The sequence below is a fragment of the Joostella atrarenae genome (assembly GCF_021764745.1).
In the GTDB taxonomy this organism is placed as follows: domain Bacteria; phylum Bacteroidota; class Bacteroidia; order Flavobacteriales; family Flavobacteriaceae; genus Galbibacter; species Galbibacter atrarenae.
Window position 1 is genome coordinate 1 of sequence record NZ_JAETXX010000009.1, and the last position, 16,550, is coordinate 16,550.

Below are 16,550 nucleotides of genomic sequence, written 5' to 3' on the forward strand. Positions count from 1 at the left end.
AAAGAAAATGTCAGAAATTAACTTCTTCCTTTTAGGCGTTTTTCTATTTTCTGCTTTTTAAGCGTGAGTCTTTTCATGAGGTCCATCAATTCTTCATCCTTGGTCTCTTTATAGACTTCATTTATCCTTAAAATCAAATCTTTAGCTTTCCTAGAGGCTTCTACTCTATCGCTAGTTGACATATTAGCCATCTTTTCATTCTCAAAAGACTCTGCTTCCTTTATTAAATCCATACTAATTATCCTTTCCCTTTATACTTACTTATATTCCGAATACAGTGTTTATAATTCGTTAAACCCTTCAGGTTTCCTATTTTAAATAAACGAATTTAACTCCTAAGAAAAAAATCAGTAGCAATAAATACTACGCTTCACAACTGGTACATTCTTTTCGCTGCTTGAATTTTTGAGCTGCATTCATACTATGCTGGTAGTATAAAGATTTTAATCCAAGTTTCCATGCAGTTATATGAATATTATTAATTTCTTTTACAGGCATTTCTGGGTGTATAATAATATTTAATGACTGCCCCTGATCGATAAATGGTTGTCTTGCTGCTGCTTGGTATATAATATCCATCTGATCAATTTCAGAATAGGTCTTAAAAACCGACTTTTCATGATCTGTTAAAAAATCTAAATGCTGAACAGAACCGTCCATATCTCTTATACTTCTCCAAGTTTCCAGTGTATTTTGTCCCTTTTCTTCCAGCAACTCCTCTAGATATGGATTCTTTATAGTAGTCTTTATCTTGGCAATATCTTTCACATAAATATTAGACCAAATTGGCTCAATCCCCTGTGATACTTGTCCTAAAATAAATGCTGATGAAGTGGTTGGTGCTATAGCATTTAATGTAGCGTTTCTTCTACCATACCCTTTTAATACTTTAGGTTCTCCAAATAGTTTAGCTAATTCTGCTGAAGCTTTATAAGATCTATCTTGTATTGTTTGAAAAATCTCGTGATTTAGATTGAAAGCATCTTGACTTTCAAAAGATAATCTCTTAGACTGTAATAATGAATGCCATCCCAAAACTCCTAATCCTAAAGCACGATTTTCTTTTGCAAAATTATAAGCACGCTCCATAAATAAGAAAGTCTGACGGTCATCTCTATTTTCTGAATCTCGATATGTTTCTAATTTTTCTAAAAACTCCGTTATCACCGCATCAAGAAAATATATCATCGTTTCTACTGCATCAGTATCTTTCCATTTGTCATAATGCAAAACATTTAAACTTGAAAGTACACATACAAAAGACCAATCTTCATTAGAAGGCAGCATGATTTCAGTACATAAATTACTTGCTAGAATACGATGCGATTTATCTTTATAAACATCTACACTCCCATCGTTAGCATTGTCTGTAAAGAACACATATGGATACCCCATTTCCCCACGACTCTGAAGAACTTTTGCCCAAATAGTTCTTTTATCTACATCGCCTTCTATCATTTCTTCCATCCATTTACTCGTAACAGTAACCCCGTGTGTTAACTGCTGAATAGGATTTCCTTCAGAACCAATTTCCAAAAACTCTTTTATATCTGGGTGCTCTACAGGTAAATAAGGAGAGAACCTACCACGACGTACAGAACCCTGACTAACCACATCGACCATGGATTCGAATAATTGCATTATATGCACAGCTCCAGATGCTTCACCGTTATTCTTAACAGTAGCACCTCTATGACGAAGGTTCCCAAAATACCCCGAGGTACCACCCCCTAGTTTGGACATCATTCCAACCTCTGATTGTGTATATAAAATGTTCCCCATATCATCATCCAAATGAGATCCGAAGCAACTAATTGGCAATCCACGTTCTTTTCCAAAGTTTGACCATACTGGAGACGCCAAAGAAAAGAAACCTTGAGACATATACTTGTAAAACTTATCGCTATAACCAGGAATTTCTAAAATAGCTTCTGCTCTATCCGCAATTTCACGGATACGCCCCTTTGGAGTAACATCTTTAGTAAGATATCCAGATGCTAAGAACTGCTGACTGTATTCATTTAACCATTGGAAATCATCAACTTCTTTTCCAGCTGCATTAGCTTCAAGAAATTGTTTACGAGCATTTATTAATTGTTGCGTATTGGTATCTTTTTGCTGTACCTCTTGTTCTTTTAATTCTCTATTTTCCATGGTTTAAAATAAGTCGTCACTGGTTATACTTTGTGTTCTTTTACTATAATTGATAGAGCGCTTAACGAAGAAATCTCCATGCTTTGTGCCTATAATTTCATCATCAAACCATTCGGTTTCATTTAATAAAGCCTCATCAATCTCAAATATTTTTTTAATCCCTATACTTTCTAGCGATTTATTAAATCGGTTTTTTATAAATTCATTTACAACTGCCTTCGGTAAAAAGTCTAATTCTCCATCTTCAAAAATCCAATCTACCACTTGCTTTTCTGCTTCGTATGCCTCTTCACATAATTGCTGAATCATTAAATCATGATCTTCATCAAACCAAGAAGGACGCTCTTCTTTAATGATATTTATAAGCTCAACTCCGAAATCTCCATGTATTTGTTCCTCTTTTGAAGTTGCTTCTACAACATTAGAAATCCCTTTTAATTTATTTTGGTGCTTATTAAAAGCCATTATGATCAAAAACTGAGAAAATAAGGATACATGTTCTATAAACAACGAGAACAATAATATCGATTCTGTATACTCTTTTTCATGTTCACTTTTTGAATTTTTAAGAGCCGTTTCAAGGTAATTTACACGTCTCATAATAGCAGGCTTCTTTTTAAGTTCTTCGAACTCTTTATTTAGCCCCAATATTTCTAGCAAATGTGAATATGCATCGTGGTGTCTTACCTCACTTTCTGCAAAAGTTGCACCTACAGACCCTATTTCTGGCTTAGGAAGCTTCATATATATATCTCCCCAAAATGTTTTAACAGCCACTTCAATTTGAGAAATTGCTAACATGGTATTCTTTACCGCATTCTTCTCAACATCACTCAGATTGAATTTAAAGTCCTGTATATCGCTCGTAAAATTAAACTCTGTATGGATCCAATAAGAATGACGAATTGCAGGTACATATTCGTATAATTCTGGATATTCATAAGGTTTAAGATTAAGACGCTTTTCAAAAATATTTTTCTTTCTACTTTGCGCCTGTTTATTTCTATAAAGAATATATGCTTTCGCTACATCGTAAAATCCACCATCCATCAATCTTTCTTCAACAACATCCTGTACCTCTTCTACCGTAGGAATGTAATCAATATGTTGTTCTTTACGCTTTAGTAATGCATCGTAAACGCTATTAGCTATATTTTGCGCATCATGAGTCTCCCCATGATTTACAGCGTTCATAGCTTTTAATATTGCGCTACTTATCTTACTGAGTTCAAAGGGCTTCTGTATGGAATTTCTTTTAGTTAAATGAGTTATGGCCATGAAAAAAATGTAATAAATTAATTAGAACAGTTCTAAATAAATAGAGAATATAAATTTCCGAAATAATTTAAAACTATATCCTCTATCACGGTTTTTGTTCTTAACATCTTATCAACATTTCAAGTTACTTGAAGTGAAAAATGAATATGAAATCTAGCATTTATCACATAGAATCGTCCTTTAGAGACATCAACTTATAAAGTAAGGATAAGATGAATTTATTTAGTTGTATTATAGCTCGGCACGCCATCTTTATATCTTGATATTAGAACACAAAAAAAGTGCTCAATTTCTTGAGCACTTTTGTAAGAATTAAGATTTATTTCAATCTATCCTTTACATATTCAATTTCTGTTTTATTATGTGGAAGTGGATTCTATTTAATTGTAACTTCAACTGATTTAGCTCTATAATTTCCATAAAACACTCCTCCAGCAGAAGTAGATTCCATTTCTCTTAAAACATCTTTCCTCTCTATATATAATCTTCCTGGTTGAGGATCTATTTCTCCCAATATCGTTGGATTTAATACTACCGTTTCAGCATTCTCATCTGCCTCAATAAACACTTTGGATTGCCCTAAATTATTTGGAACAACAGTTACAACTACTGAAGAATCATTACTCCCTACAGGACTTCCTCCCCAATTAATATCATAGGATTTGCTTCTATCAATAGTCATTGGAACACTTTCAGTAAAAGATATTGGATTAATAGTAAAACTGTTACTAAAAGTATTTCCTTCTAAATCTTTATAAGTAAAGCTTCCAGAGTCAACTAGTCCAGACATTTCTAATTCGTAGTTCCCTAATAAACTATTAAAAGGAATTTTTGTATTGTTAAAGGTAATAGATGCTCCTTCTGAAAGTTGAAGCCTTGTTCCTTCGCCATTACCAAAAGTGAATAAAGCTTTCGCTATTGTTTTATCTTCATCTTGGATGTATAAAATTTCGTAACTGGTATAAATTCTGTCCTGAGTTACATCTTCCGAATTTTCTGTCTCACAACTAGAGAAAAGCGACATTAATAATGTACAAATAATAAATAATTTTTTCATGGTTAAATTCGATTTTAGGGTTTTATATTATTTTTTATCAGCTACAAATTTAATATTAAAATGAAAAATCTTCATCACTTTTAATTGCTAAAATCAATAAGAACAAATTATTCAATGCAAAACAAAAAAGCGCTCAATTTCTTGAGGGCTTTTGTAAGAATTTAGGTTTATTTCAACCTATCCTTTACATATTCAATTTCTGTTTTATTATGTGGAAGTGGATTACCATCTTTATCTAGATTCACCATTATAATTTTATCGATCGTAATAATAGTTTGCCTTGTCATTTTATTACGAACCTCACAACTTAATGTTAAGGATGTTTTACCAAACTTGATAACTTCTATTCCTATTTCTATAATATCTCCTTTTTTTGCTGAAGAGATAAAATTTATTTCGGACATGTATTTAGTTACAACAAAATTATTTTCTAGCTGAATAATACTGTATAAAGCTGCTTCTTCATCTATCCATGCTAATAATTTTCCTCCAAAAAGAGTTTCGTTCGCATTTAAATCTTCGGGTTTTACCCATTTTCTTGTATGAAATCTCATGTTTTAAAAAATTACATTCTTTTTTATTTTGAAACTACTGCAGAAAACATCCAAACTAATTTTTCTTGTTCAGTAATGTAATCACTCATTAAAGATACGGTTCCCTCATCATTTATTTCTGATGCTACTCCTAAAATTTCACGTTCGATGATAAGTAATTGTCTTAATCCGTTTAAAACTGTGTTTAAAGCTTCTCCACTATCAAAAACATTTTCTGCTTCTTCAATTTTAGAAATCTTAGTGTAGGCCTTATAAGAATGTAAAGGCGTTACCCCTAACGTTAAGATACGCTCTGCTATTTCATCAATATTCTCTAGAGAACTGTTATATAATTCTTCAAACTTTTCATGCAATACAAAAAAATCTTTCCCTTTAATATTCCAATGCAAGCCTCTTACATTCATATAAAATATTTGATAATTCGCTAAAAGCTCATTTAACTTTTCTGCTGTATTTTCAGAACCCTCTTGGGTTAATCCTATTTTATTTAACTCTTGTAAATTCATCTTTAATTATCTTTATTTTTTCTAGGTGCAAGATACTTATAGCCATAGTCATAATTAAATACTATCGACATCTAAAAACTATATAACGATAACCTATAACTATGCGCTGTATAAATGATGATTAAAGTTCTAGAAGTCTTTGAAATAGATACAAAACCAGTAAAGCTAATTGACAAAATATTTAAGAGATAAATTAAATTACGTTTGATCATAAAATAAAAAAACCTGAAGATATACTTCAGGCTTTCTAGCATTATAAGTTATTTTCAATAAACTCTTTCAAAGCAATATCTGGATAATAGCCAGAATGGTGTCCTCCCCAACATGCAGTTAAAGTAAAGGTACCATCTTCAATTTTTAAAGACTTATTAGCTTCTGCATCTTCATTTGGAATACAATTAACTTCAATAGTGTTTATACTTTCTTGGATTGACTCTTTTCCTAGATCGTCCTCACATACATTTTTTATAGCATCTGTTAAACGCTGTAAACAAACACTTGGCACGAATTTAATATACTCCAATTCAAAAGTATCCCAATTAATTTTAATTGGTAATTCCTTTCCTACTGTAGTATTAATTTCATTTTGGTAGTCGCTTAAATATTGCTCTTCTACCATTCTTATCGCTTTCTTTTCTTGTAATCCCATAATATTATGTGTTTTTAGTTTTATAATCTCTTTACAAAACTACTATACCGTGCTTCCTAAAATAAGACCTGATTTGGGTAAAAAAAACACTCACTGAATTCCGTGATATAAAAAAAGAAACACGAATGTAATTTAGTGATATGGAAATAGGACTTAAACAAATCACGATTGGAATCGGAATTTTTATATTAATTGGAGGTATTGTTATAAACGTTGCGAAGTCAAAATTTATGGTATCTAAGAAGGTAGCCGCTAAGAATCTGCATTCCTTTCTAGAAAGAAACTATAACAATAAGTTAGATTACAGTGATTTAGATCGTTTTTTTAATTCGGGGAATATGAACCCCAATTGTTTTATTGCTCGAGTTTTTGAAAAAGAGAATCCGAAAGTAGAACTCATAATTACTTTTGATGCCAAAAAAATTAATGATCTGAAAGATATCCCTTCCGATTCACCTGGTGGGTTGTCTTTTAATGAGCGGTATTTAGAAAGAGTTCTAGCCGTGAGAAAGCAAAATGAGATTTCAGAATTAATGGAACCTCTTGGGGTAACTTTAGAATGGGGTTACAATGAAATTATTTTCTCATTTAAAAAAGAATATACAGAGGCTGAAATTCTAGATAAAGAAGAGTATTTTTTAACCCTTTTCAATAAAGAGAAGTCAGAAATTCTAGGGTATTATCATGAGATCCCGTTGCTATTAAATATTCCTCCAAATACTAATATTTCTCTTGAACATAATTTAGAACAAGTAGACTCAATTTGGGAATTAAAAAACTACCGGTTGCATAAAAAAGGGGAAGCTTTTAATGACATAAAAGAGACTGTTGATACTGAAATAAATAAGTACTTAAAAAAATCACATCCTAAACAAAAAACTTATGATTATTATGATAGTTACATTAATCCAAACAATTTTAACAATGTACTTTGGATAACTGCTACAGAAACGATAAAAACCAAAAAAGAAATAGAAGAACGAGAAAAGGGTGTTTGGGTTTCTCCTATTACAGGCTATATTAAGGTGTACTATAACAACGAAACAAAAGAAGTTCATTCTATTGACTTCGTTCCTATTTCTACCCATTTATCAATGGATGAAATGATAGCAAAAGAGGAAGAAGCATTTTTATCTACAAAGTGGTAATCACTCTTAATTGTTAATAGAGTACTTCAGAAATAAACGCTTAAACGTAAAGTTAATTAAAAGTATCCCTGTATTCAGTGATAAAAACCTCTTTTTCACCCTCTACTTTTGTATAAACAATCTTAGTTATGGAAGACAATAAATTAAATGGAGCATTTTTAGATTCGTTAAAACGCAATAATGAAAAGATTAGAGACGATCGTGCAAGAGCCATTGTTGAAGATGCACAATTGCTTTATAAGCGGGAGGCTGAAGATTTAAGCTTATTACTAAAACGCTTAAAAAGAGAACAGGAAAACATGCTCGATATGAGTCCTACAGACGCTAATAGCCTTGTGTTGGCAACAGATTTCGATGCAAAAAACTATGTCTCTAAAGATTTAGAAATGACAGTTAAGATTAGAAATTTAGAAATTAAACTAGAACTCGCTATTAAAAGGTATACATATCTATTTGGCGAAAAATTAAATATCATATAAAATGGGAGGAGGAAAATTTAGCTATGAAGCCTATACGCGCTTAAGGTTCTCAAAAGGTTATAATAACAAATCTAGAGAGCAAATATTTACTTCTCGAGAAATTGATCCAGAGATGAACCCCAGTAATGTAATTGCTAGAGAATCTAGAGATTCGGAGGAGCATCCAGAGTCATTATCTATAATTGTAGCGCTTGATGTTACAGGAAGTATGGGGTTTGTACCCGAAGTTATAGTGAAGGAAACTTTGCCAGATCTAATAAGTTCTCTAATGGAAGCTGGAATTGAACACCCGCAAGTTCTATTTATGGGGATTGGAGATTTTGTTTATGATAATGCTCCTTTACAAGTTGGTCAATTTGAATCTTCGGCAGAGTTATTAGATCGTTGGCTTACAAAGGTATATTTAGAAAGTGGCGGCGGTGGAAATAACCAAGAAGGTTATAATTTGGCTCATTTATTTGCTGCAAGACATACCAATATCGATTGTTGGGAAAAGAGAAAACAAAAGGGCTTCTTATTCACTATTGGAGACGAACCTGTTTTTGATAAAATCCCTGCTGAAGTAATCAAAAAATATACTTCTGAAGAAGAAGCTAAAACTATTAGTACAAAAGCTATTATTGAAGAAGCTCAAGAGAAATATAACGTGTTTCATTTACATTTAGAGCATTCAGAATATTCTAAACATTCGCTACGAAAAGGAAACTGGAAAGAACTCTTAGGAGAACATTTTATTGAAATACCGGACTATATGAAGGTTGCCAAACGTATTGCCGAAATTGTAATACAACACCATAAACCAGCTTCTGGAAGTCAAACAAATAATACGCTAGGTAATCCAGAAATTGAAAATATGCTTTAAATGGCAAAATGTAGTATAGTTATAGATTTAGGGTTTGGTGATGCTGGAAAAGGTTTAACAACAAGTTTTTTGGCATCCCATAAACCTAAAGAAACGTTGGTAATACGATTTTCTGGAGGCCATCAGATTGGGCATACAGTAAAAAACGAGGAGCTTTCTCATACCTTTAGTAATTTCGGTTCTGGGACTTTACAAGGTATTCCAACCTATTATTCTGAGCACACTACCCTATTTCCTCCTGCAATTTTAGAAGAAGGAAATTACTTAAATAAATACCAACCAAAACTTTATTTTAATCCGCTCGCAATGGTAACCACCATTTATGATATAGCATACAATCGTGCTATTGAGAAGCAACAACGTCATGGTTCTTGTGGGTTAGGTTTTGGAACTACCATTGCTCGAAATAAGGAAGATGTCTATTTCTATGCTAACGATTTGCAATTTGCCTCTATCATAAAGCAACGTCTAAATAGTATTAGAGTTTACTATACAAAATTGATTCTTAATCAACCTAAAAGTGTCCAAGATTACTTTGAAAAGGAATTAAAAAACTATGACGAGGCTTATTATATAGAAACGTGTTTGGCTATTCAAAAGTTTTATAGATTAGAAGGTTTGTCCACATTAGCTTCTTCTTATAGTGATTTTATTTTTGAAGGCAGCCAAGGAATATTGCTGGATACACAACATGGTTTCTATCCGCATACTACGTGGAGTAATACGACTTCTAAAAATGCCATTCAGCTTATTAAAAAGCACTTGGGAAATCATGTAGAAATTGCGATCTATTATGTTACTCGTTGTTATCAAACTCGACATGGAAATGGCCCAATGGCAAACACCGAATCGGTTACCCTAGAGAATAATGAACATGAAACTAATGTTACAAATGAATTTCAGGGTGAATTCCGAGTAAAAGCATTGGATAGTGAGTTATTAAATTATGCTCTTAGCTGTGATGCAATTTATCATGAGGAACTTAAAACAACTAAAAATCTAATCATTACATGTTTAGATCAACTCTCTGAATTTTCATCTTCTGATCTGCTACAAAAAATCAAAACTAACTTCAATACTGTATATGGTAGTTATAGCCCTATGTCACAATTTATCAAGAAAATATCGGAGTGATTTCAGTCATAATATCACAATCAATCTAATGGTAAACGCCTTTAGGAGTATTCAAAATAATTAGTTTCAGTGATGAGAATTTAAATGTTCAAAGGTAATTTAACCCTATCATAGAGTTAAGAAAATGAGTAATAATATACTATATTCAGAAGATTTTAAAGCTTTGAAATGGGATGATTTCAATTTCAATAAAATTCAAATAAATACCTTTCCAGTTCTTGAAAATCCAGATCATCATAAAAACTGTTTTATATTTAGAGATGTTCTTATTAAATCCATTGAAAGAGTTACCAATAAAAAAGTATTTAAACTCTTATTTATTACACCCGATTATAAGTCTATTACCAAATTCTACGGGATTTCCTATTCAGAGGAAAAAATAGTTTTCACATTTGAGATTGAAAATACCTCCCCATTTAAAGAATGGTTTTTGGCTATAAATAATAAAAAAGAAAAGGCTACTTCAACCATTTATGAGTTTAGTCATATTAGTTTTATTTCTCAGCCAGAGTCAAATTTTAAAGACATTCATATTTATAATGATACAGGTGCTTTTATCGAAAAGTTTATTCCTTATAGATTTATTGCTGAAGAATTAGCCAAAGAAAAAGCAGATTACCTAGTGCCTTTTATTCAGCTAAATGTAGAAGAAGATTTTGATATAATTAAAAAAGAATTTGAAAATTTATTAGCATCCAAAAATCTTAAAGTCCACCCTCCCATTACAAATGACAAGATATATCTAGAATTTGAGAGAGAAGCAGGTTATGCGTTCCCTAAACTTTTAAAAGATTTTTTTAAACTCCATAATGGAGTTGAAGGTTTTTATTTTTTGAATGCACAGCAAGTCCTAGAAATATGGAAAGAATGGAATATCGAATTCGAAGATTGGCGATTAAAAGAACTGCTAATTCCTGCACCAAATAAAAATAAAATAACAACAAAGATACCCTTTGAAGGACCACACCATGTTTCGTATTTAAATTTATCTTTTACGGAAGAGAATGACGGAAAAAAACTCCCAATGTTTATGACACCTTATTGGATTCCATTTTTAAAATTAGAAGATGGAAATTATGCAGCGATAGACTTTGCCCCAAATATATTAGGGAAAGCAGGACAAGTAATCTGCTTTAGCAAGCAAAAGTTAACCGTACAACAAAAAGCGGACTCCCTGAGTGCCTTTCTAAAAAACCTTATAGATAAATGAGGTTGAATAATCTAACAACTAAATACCAAATGTTAAACTTCATTCTTCAATAACGAAGAAGTTCAATCTATTAAAAAATAATTTGACTAAGTACCGATATATGTTTTCAATTTTTAAAAATAAAGTAATTCCAAAATTAAATATCACGCTTTTAGAACCTTCTGAAGGAAAAGCATTACTAGATATTTTAGGACTAATGGATTGCGAAAAGAGCATTCTTTATAAGAATCTAGAAAATAGTATTACCAATAAAAATTGCAATTCTATTTTTTCTGAATCACTTGCAAAACAAATTTACTATCATCCAGAGATTTATGCGAATGAGAAAGAAGGTTTAGAGTTTATTGCTTCGTGGCTACCGCTATTAGAGAATGGTTTTTATCCAGATAAAAAGAGTAGTTATAAATTGACTGATTTCCTCTATTTCAGTCTTAGCTTTTTACAATCGGAAGACATTTCAGAAAATCTAAGAGATCAAATTTTTACTGTCATCAAAAAGCTAGTACATAGCGAATCTGAAGCCTCACTCCCAATTACTCGTTTTCTGATACATCGCGCATTCGATATTAGAGATTATTTGAGTTCAGATTTTATCATTCAGCAGTGTTTAAAACACACAATTTTAAATGAAACTTATGCTGTAGTTAACTCCTCTAAAGAAGCCACAAAACATTCCTTTAAGATTAATAATGACTTTATTAAGCATTTTTTTAATGATGATTGGCATGAATTTATTACAGCTTTACACCAAATATTACCTGTAGGAAAAACATATCTTTTAGGTGCTTATAACTTAATCCAACCATGGCTTTCGGAAAATTTAGCTACTTTTTATAATGATAATTTAGAATATGCTTTCGCAGCGCACAAAGCCCTTCAAGAACGCTTAGTTTTTGTAGAAGAAGAAAGTATCGATTTACTAAATATAAAAACTGCAAATGGTATTTATCCATTAATCACTTCTTTAGGACTTAAAGAGTGGAATGCTGGAGATGTTTTACTTTTTAATAACCGAAATAAAGATATTCCGACCATACAATTAGAAAAGTGCTATCTAAAATTTTTAGATTGGTTAAATGCAGATGGCGGGAGTAATTTTTTCACGGAAGCTTTCCAGGATAATGGTAAACATATTTTAGAAGACATTAATACTTCTATAATCCCAATTGATTTCTTACCATTTTGGTTCGAGAAATGTAATCAAAAATCAGGGAACCCAGAACAAGTTAAACTTTACAACACTATATTTTCAGGATATTTAAAAGGTTTTCAAACTGGAAGTTTACCTATAGTTTTTCATGAAGGAAAAGAATTCCAAGTTACGGGAGTGTTTATAATTAGAGACTTATTTAAAATTAATAGCTCCTTAAAAAACTGGCTTGATCATTTTAAAGAGTTTGGCATTAACGATCCATTGAACCAATTCTTAGTGCTTTCGTTTTATGACGCACGCGCTTCACTACTCGAACTTTTTGATCAAGAGGATCAAGAAACTCTGTATAAATATTTAATAGAAATGGCTTATACAGCTAGAAATACTTCAGAAGATATTAAAGTAAATAGCCTTACTCTAATTGTAGAGACACTAGCGGGATTGTGTGAGCAAACAGAGAAGTTTAATATTGTTAATGAAGTTTGGGCTTTAAAAAATATTGATAGTTGTATTTCTACCGCTTGTAATGAATTTGCAAGAACCCATTATATCAACGAAAACCGTCCTCTTTCTCTAAACCATATTGAGAGTTGGTATAATTTTTTAAGCGATTATTATTACAGCGCCCGCAGAGAAGCAGTATGGGTTTCAGCTGTTTTAAAAACGCAAGGTACACGTACAGCCAATCATTTTAATGCTATTGAAGACGATATATCTTTCTTTTTAAATAAAACATTTAATCGCCTACTCGTTTTGCATCAAAAGAGTACAATTAAAGGGGAACACATAAAAGCACTAGCGACAGTTGGTACAGAAATTGAAAAATATCTTAAAGATTTACTTCAACAGTTAAACAAAGAAAAGCTCGCTAAACCTATTGTACAGTCTCTTTATGAATATAATAATGCATCTGAAGTAAACTTTTCTAATAACAAACAACTACAAGCTATTGTAAATGAATTTTATGATTATCATTTTCAGCAGGAAATAGAAAAAGAAACAATTGTAGTTGAGGAGAAAAAGGAAAAATTAGAAACTGATATATCTAGTTTCGAGATAAATCAAAAATACATTGAAATGCTCTTAAATAATCTTGAAAATTATAAGCAAACTAATGATTATGAGATTGAACTCCTTACTGCTTTTAACGAAAATACATCGCAATTAAAAATTTGGTTTGAAGAACACCCAGCTATAGAAATGCAACTTAACCAAGCGCTTTATATGACATTATTAGATGCAGATTTAGCTCCAGGGACAACGCTTGAAACATATGGAAACCTCTGTAGAAATCTATTTGTTTCAGTAGCAAAGAACACTAAAATGGCAAGTTCTTATGAGTTGGGCTTAAAGGCTATGGCAAACTCGGGAGCCTACTCAAAGGAGTTAACAACAGCTTTATTAGAAGTAGTTAACGATTTAAACACATAAATAATGACGCAAGATATTACACCGACAATACAAGATCAATTAAACCTATCTGCTTTGATTTTAAGAAACAATCATAAAAATGCAGAATTAACAAGTTGGTCTGGTTTTAATTTAGAAGATGAGATTCATGTAAAGCATGCAAAAAGATTATTAAAGCTTTACGGGATTAAATCTGGCTTACATCTTCGTAACAGTTTACAACGCTATGAAAATGGCAGCATGGTCTCTAATAGTTTTGAAAAATTAGCAGCAAAATTTAGAAGTTTAACAACGCAAGATTTTGAAGCCGAATATAATAAATTGGAGAATCCAAGTACTAAAAATATCTATAAACGGGCGTGGAAATACCGCTTTAGCTTGCAAAAAGAGAAACTCATTGGTTACGAACTTGCTTACTATATTTTCTTAATGCGTTTGGGTATTGTCTTAGATTTTATAACTCTTGATGAAGTTATATTAAGATTAGAGGATGTAAATACCCGCATAAAGTCTACTTTTTCTAGCTGGGGAGAATTTCACCAGAATGTATGTATTGGTGATGAGTTTGTTTCAGGAGCTAAAGAACAAGATAATAGTAGATTTCCTGGAATAGAGACGCTTTGGGAACACTACCAACGGTTATACATACAAAATGGAGAATGGTTTAAAGAATGGAAATTATGAGTTTATCAAGAGAAGAAGTAATTAAGCATATCGAAAGAGCAGAAATGCTTTATAATAAAAAGTATTATTCTAATTTAGAATCGCACTTACTGGCTATTCAAGAAAACTATAGTGCCTTAGGAAATGATTCCCTTGAATGGAATGCACGTTATATTAGAATTTTCACACGCTATTTAGGGGTTTTTAAAGATGTTAATGTAGGTTTAATGCAAACATATTTAGAAGCACTAGAAAATATTAAACAAGTTCAAGCCTCTGATTATGAGTTTATTTGTAGCTATTATAAGAAATGTTCGCAAGAGGTATATGAAAAAGCGTTAATAGCGTATCCATACAACGACACATTACACATTCATTACGCGTTAAAGCTGCAAGTAGAAAAGCGTTATACAGAAGCTATTGAAGTGCTAAAATATGTGCTTGAATGTTACCCCGCAACTACAGAAGCTCGAATTTTACTATGGGAAATTGAAACGTCCTTGCTAGAAGAATTGTGTAACTCCCCTGAAGAAGCGGACTGTTATAAATTGTTGGATTTGGCATCGTCTACTCACAATCTCAAAGTTTTAAAAGGTCTTCAAATTGATAATCGCTTGGATGCAATAAATAAAAGCCTAACCTATATACAAGTCGCTTTATGGGAAAATCGACCTGTAGAGGTTGTGGAACAATGGAATAGCGAATGGAAGAATTTAGAACTAACGGATAGAATACGTTACCTATTCGCAGATTATGCTAAGTCGTATATGAAATATGATTTGGTTATTCAAGTTTTAAAAGCTCCAAAGAGTCCAAATTTTCCTGATGAAAATTATATAGATTTTTCTGACTACAGAAATTATATGAATGCTCTTGTTTCCTCTGAATGGCAATTAGCTCAACATCATTATGTGCTATTAGGAAATGCTGCATATCACTATACAAAAAATAATAAAGATCTACGCTTCTGTGTTGAACATGGCTTAGCTATAAATCCTAAAAACCCATTGTTGTTGGTACTAAAAGCAGAGTTTTTCTATTCTGAACTAGATTATAATGAAACTGCAGCTGCTTACCATGAAGCCTATAGAAATGGACTTTCGATAAAGGAATATTTATTTTACCTACTAGAAGTAAACAATAGAACCCAAAGTTGGCAGACAATAATAGATATTGTTGAGCAATTTCATCTAAAAAATCTACCAACACTAAAAACACTATTCTTTAAAGCGCGTGCTTTAGTGATGTTAGAAGATTTTGATAAGGCTCACGAGGTTATAAATGAAGCCTTAGAAGGTTTTCCTTTACCACCACATTCATACGCTCCTTGGTTGTTTAATTTACGAATGATTATCCATAAAAAGAATCATAATTACAAGGCCTTTTTAAAAGATATGCAGGAAGAGGTAAATTATTACAACATTGGAGACAGTGAATATTGTAGTACTATAAACATGTGTGTAGAAACAATCTTCGAAATGGGAGACTATGAAGAATGCTATAAATTTGCTATCTATAACTATGAACAAGAACAGCTTTCTCCAGAATTATATCCTATATTCCATTGGTTATGTTATTATGACTTTTTAATTGAAAAGCCAGAAGGTTTAGCTGATCTTACTGAGGAAGATTTAATTTTAAATCCAGAGACATTTTCAGATTATAGAAACAACGGATTAATCTATTGGGTTTTAGAAAACCATCAGGCAGCAGCAGAAGCATTAGAACTTGCTGCCACAAAAGCTACAAACAAAGCTTACTATTTAAAATTAGCTTTTACTTGTGCTAACGAAGGCTTTCTGAAACAAAAAAGTATTGCTATTTGCGAAACTATTAAAGTAGAAACTCCAGCAGCAAGAGAATGGAAAACAGATTATTATTATGCTGGTTTATTAGTTGAAAAAGAACGATATAAAGAAGGACTCGAAGCCTATTTAAACCTAATTTTAAATTATCCAGATCGCTCATTCTATGATTGCCCTAAAGATGATACCAATTTCTTTGGTAATGCTATAAAGACCTGTGCTAAAAAATTAGAAGATGTAAACCAATTTACAAAGTACAACGCAATGTTTTTGAGCAAAGACAATCCCTCGGAAAAGGCATTAAAAGAACATCAAGAAATAGCTAGAACAGCTGGTAAAGACGACTTGTTTTTAAGACATAATTTACTAGAAGGAATAACTAGATTGGATATAGCATTGAGTGACGAAGAGCAAAAAGAATTAAAGCAACTGAAATCTATAATAAGAGAAACCTATTTTGCCTAAGTAGCTATTAATAGCTTAAAAAT

General features: G+C 31.8%; 15 protein-coding genes. 8 read left to right on the plus strand and 7 right to left on the minus strand.

The features are described 5' to 3' along the window. Nucleotides 1-17 precede the first annotated feature (17 nt). The 7 genes from JM658_RS12640 to JM658_RS12670 all read right to left on the minus strand — a co-directional run bounded on the left by JM658_RS12640 (nucleotide 18) and on the right by JM658_RS12670 (nucleotide 6,198). Nucleotides 18-233, minus strand: a complete 216-nt coding sequence (locus JM658_RS12640) for a hypothetical protein (protein ID WP_236959638.1) — start codon at nucleotides 231-233, stop codon at nucleotides 18-20. 130 nt (nucleotides 234-363) lie between these two features. Next, nucleotides 364-2,154, minus strand: coding sequence for a ribonucleoside-diphosphate reductase subunit alpha (locus tag JM658_RS12645; RefSeq protein WP_236959639.1), 1,791 nt, complete (start codon nucleotides 2,152-2,154; stop codon nucleotides 364-366). A gap of 3 nt (nucleotides 2,155-2,157) precedes the next feature. Then, nucleotides 2,158-3,432, minus strand: coding sequence for a ribonucleotide-diphosphate reductase subunit beta (locus tag JM658_RS12650; protein ID WP_236959640.1), 1,275 nt, complete (start codon nucleotides 3,430-3,432; stop codon nucleotides 2,158-2,160). 376 nt (nucleotides 3,433-3,808) lie between these two features. Beyond that, nucleotides 3,809-4,489 (minus strand): hypothetical protein, encoded by a 681-nt coding sequence (locus JM658_RS12655; RefSeq protein WP_236959641.1) that lies wholly within the window; start codon nucleotides 4,487-4,489, stop codon nucleotides 3,809-3,811. Nucleotides 4,490-4,656: 167 nt separating this feature from the next. After that, nucleotides 4,657-5,043: an acyl-CoA thioesterase gene (locus JM658_RS12660; RefSeq protein WP_236959642.1), complete on the minus strand. Its 387-nt coding sequence runs from the start codon at nucleotides 5,041-5,043 to the stop codon at nucleotides 4,657-4,659. Nucleotides 5,044-5,066: 23 nt separating this feature from the next. After that, complete coding sequence (locus JM658_RS12665) at nucleotides 5,067-5,549, minus strand: Dps family protein (RefSeq protein WP_236959643.1); 483 nt, start codon at nucleotides 5,547-5,549, stop codon at nucleotides 5,067-5,069. Nucleotides 5,550-5,802: 253 nt separating this feature from the next. Then, nucleotides 5,803-6,198, minus strand: coding sequence for a hypothetical protein (locus JM658_RS12670; RefSeq protein ID WP_236959644.1), 396 nt, complete (start codon nucleotides 6,196-6,198; stop codon nucleotides 5,803-5,805). A gap of 140 nt (nucleotides 6,199-6,338) precedes the next feature. Here JM658_RS12670 and JM658_RS12675 point away from each other — a divergent pair, with 140 nt between their 5' ends. The 8 genes from JM658_RS12675 (at nucleotide 6,339) to JM658_RS12710 (ending at nucleotide 16,527) form a co-directional block, all read left to right on the plus strand. Further along, nucleotides 6,339-7,346, plus strand: a complete 1,008-nt coding sequence (locus tag JM658_RS12675; RefSeq protein WP_236959645.1) for a hypothetical protein — start codon at nucleotides 6,339-6,341, stop codon at nucleotides 7,344-7,346. Nucleotides 7,347-7,474: 128 nt separating this feature from the next. Further along, complete coding sequence (locus JM658_RS12680; RefSeq protein WP_236959646.1) at nucleotides 7,475-7,825, plus strand: hypothetical protein; 351 nt, start codon at nucleotides 7,475-7,477, stop codon at nucleotides 7,823-7,825. A 1-nt stretch (nucleotide 7,826) separates the two neighbouring features. After that, nucleotides 7,827-8,687 (plus strand): vWA domain-containing protein, encoded by an 861-nt coding sequence (locus JM658_RS12685; RefSeq protein WP_236959647.1) that lies wholly within the window; start codon nucleotides 7,827-7,829, stop codon nucleotides 8,685-8,687. Next, nucleotides 8,688-9,821 (plus strand): adenylosuccinate synthetase, encoded by a 1,134-nt coding sequence (locus JM658_RS12690; RefSeq protein WP_236959648.1) that lies wholly within the window; start codon nucleotides 8,688-8,690, stop codon nucleotides 9,819-9,821. A 124-nt stretch (nucleotides 9,822-9,945) separates the two neighbouring features. Beyond that, nucleotides 9,946-11,031 (plus strand): SMI1/KNR4 family protein, encoded by a 1,086-nt coding sequence (locus JM658_RS12695; protein WP_236959649.1) that lies wholly within the window; start codon nucleotides 9,946-9,948, stop codon nucleotides 11,029-11,031. Between the two features lie 100 nt (nucleotides 11,032-11,131). Then, nucleotides 11,132-13,615 carry a hypothetical protein gene (locus tag JM658_RS12700; protein WP_236959650.1) on the plus strand — a complete coding sequence of 828 codons (2,484 nt, stop codon included), beginning with the start codon at nucleotides 11,132-11,134 and terminating at the stop codon, nucleotides 13,613-13,615. A gap of 3 nt (nucleotides 13,616-13,618) precedes the next feature. Further along, nucleotides 13,619-14,278 carry a DUF1266 domain-containing protein gene (locus tag JM658_RS12705; protein WP_236959651.1) on the plus strand — a complete coding sequence of 220 codons (660 nt, stop codon included), beginning with the start codon at nucleotides 13,619-13,621 and terminating at the stop codon, nucleotides 14,276-14,278. Next, nucleotides 14,275-16,527 carry a tetratricopeptide repeat protein gene (locus JM658_RS12710; RefSeq protein WP_236959652.1) on the plus strand — a complete coding sequence of 751 codons (2,253 nt, stop codon included), beginning with the start codon at nucleotides 14,275-14,277 and terminating at the stop codon, nucleotides 16,525-16,527. Before JM658_RS12705 ends, JM658_RS12710 begins: the two co-directional genes overlap by 4 nt. Nucleotides 16,528-16,550: the final 23 nt, after the last annotated feature.

Coding starts and splice junctions, on each gene's coding strand:
- JM658_RS12640 (WP_236959638.1), bottom strand. CDS start 233: ATGGATTTAATAAAGGAAGCAGAGTCTTTTGAGAATGAAAAGATGGCT.
- JM658_RS12645 (WP_236959639.1), bottom strand. CDS start 2,154: ATGGAAAATAGAGAATTAAAAGAACAAGAGGTACAGCAAAAAGATACC.
- JM658_RS12650 (WP_236959640.1), bottom strand. CDS start 3,432: ATGGCCATAACTCATTTAACTAAAAGAAATTCCATACAGAAGCCCTTT.
- JM658_RS12655 (WP_236959641.1), bottom strand. CDS start 4,489: ATGAAAAAATTATTTATTATTTGTACATTATTAATGTCGCTTTTCTCT.
- JM658_RS12660 (WP_236959642.1), bottom strand. CDS start 5,043: ATGAGATTTCATACAAGAAAATGGGTAAAACCCGAAGATTTAAATGCG.
- JM658_RS12665 (WP_236959643.1), bottom strand. CDS start 5,549: ATGAATTTACAAGAGTTAAATAAAATAGGATTAACCCAAGAGGGTTCT.
- JM658_RS12670 (WP_236959644.1), bottom strand. CDS start 6,198: ATGGGATTACAAGAAAAGAAAGCGATAAGAATGGTAGAAGAGCAATAT.
- JM658_RS12675 (WP_236959645.1), top strand. CDS start 6,339: ATGGAAATAGGACTTAAACAAATCACGATTGGAATCGGAATTTTTATA.
- JM658_RS12680 (WP_236959646.1), top strand. CDS start 7,475: ATGGAAGACAATAAATTAAATGGAGCATTTTTAGATTCGTTAAAACGC.
- JM658_RS12685 (WP_236959647.1), top strand. CDS start 7,827: ATGGGAGGAGGAAAATTTAGCTATGAAGCCTATACGCGCTTAAGGTTC.
- JM658_RS12690 (WP_236959648.1), top strand. CDS start 8,688: ATGGCAAAATGTAGTATAGTTATAGATTTAGGGTTTGGTGATGCTGGA.
- JM658_RS12695 (WP_236959649.1), top strand. CDS start 9,946: ATGAGTAATAATATACTATATTCAGAAGATTTTAAAGCTTTGAAATGG.
- JM658_RS12700 (WP_236959650.1), top strand. CDS start 11,132: ATGTTTTCAATTTTTAAAAATAAAGTAATTCCAAAATTAAATATCACG.
- JM658_RS12705 (WP_236959651.1), top strand. CDS start 13,619: ATGACGCAAGATATTACACCGACAATACAAGATCAATTAAACCTATCT.
- JM658_RS12710 (WP_236959652.1), top strand. CDS start 14,275: ATGAGTTTATCAAGAGAAGAAGTAATTAAGCATATCGAAAGAGCAGAA.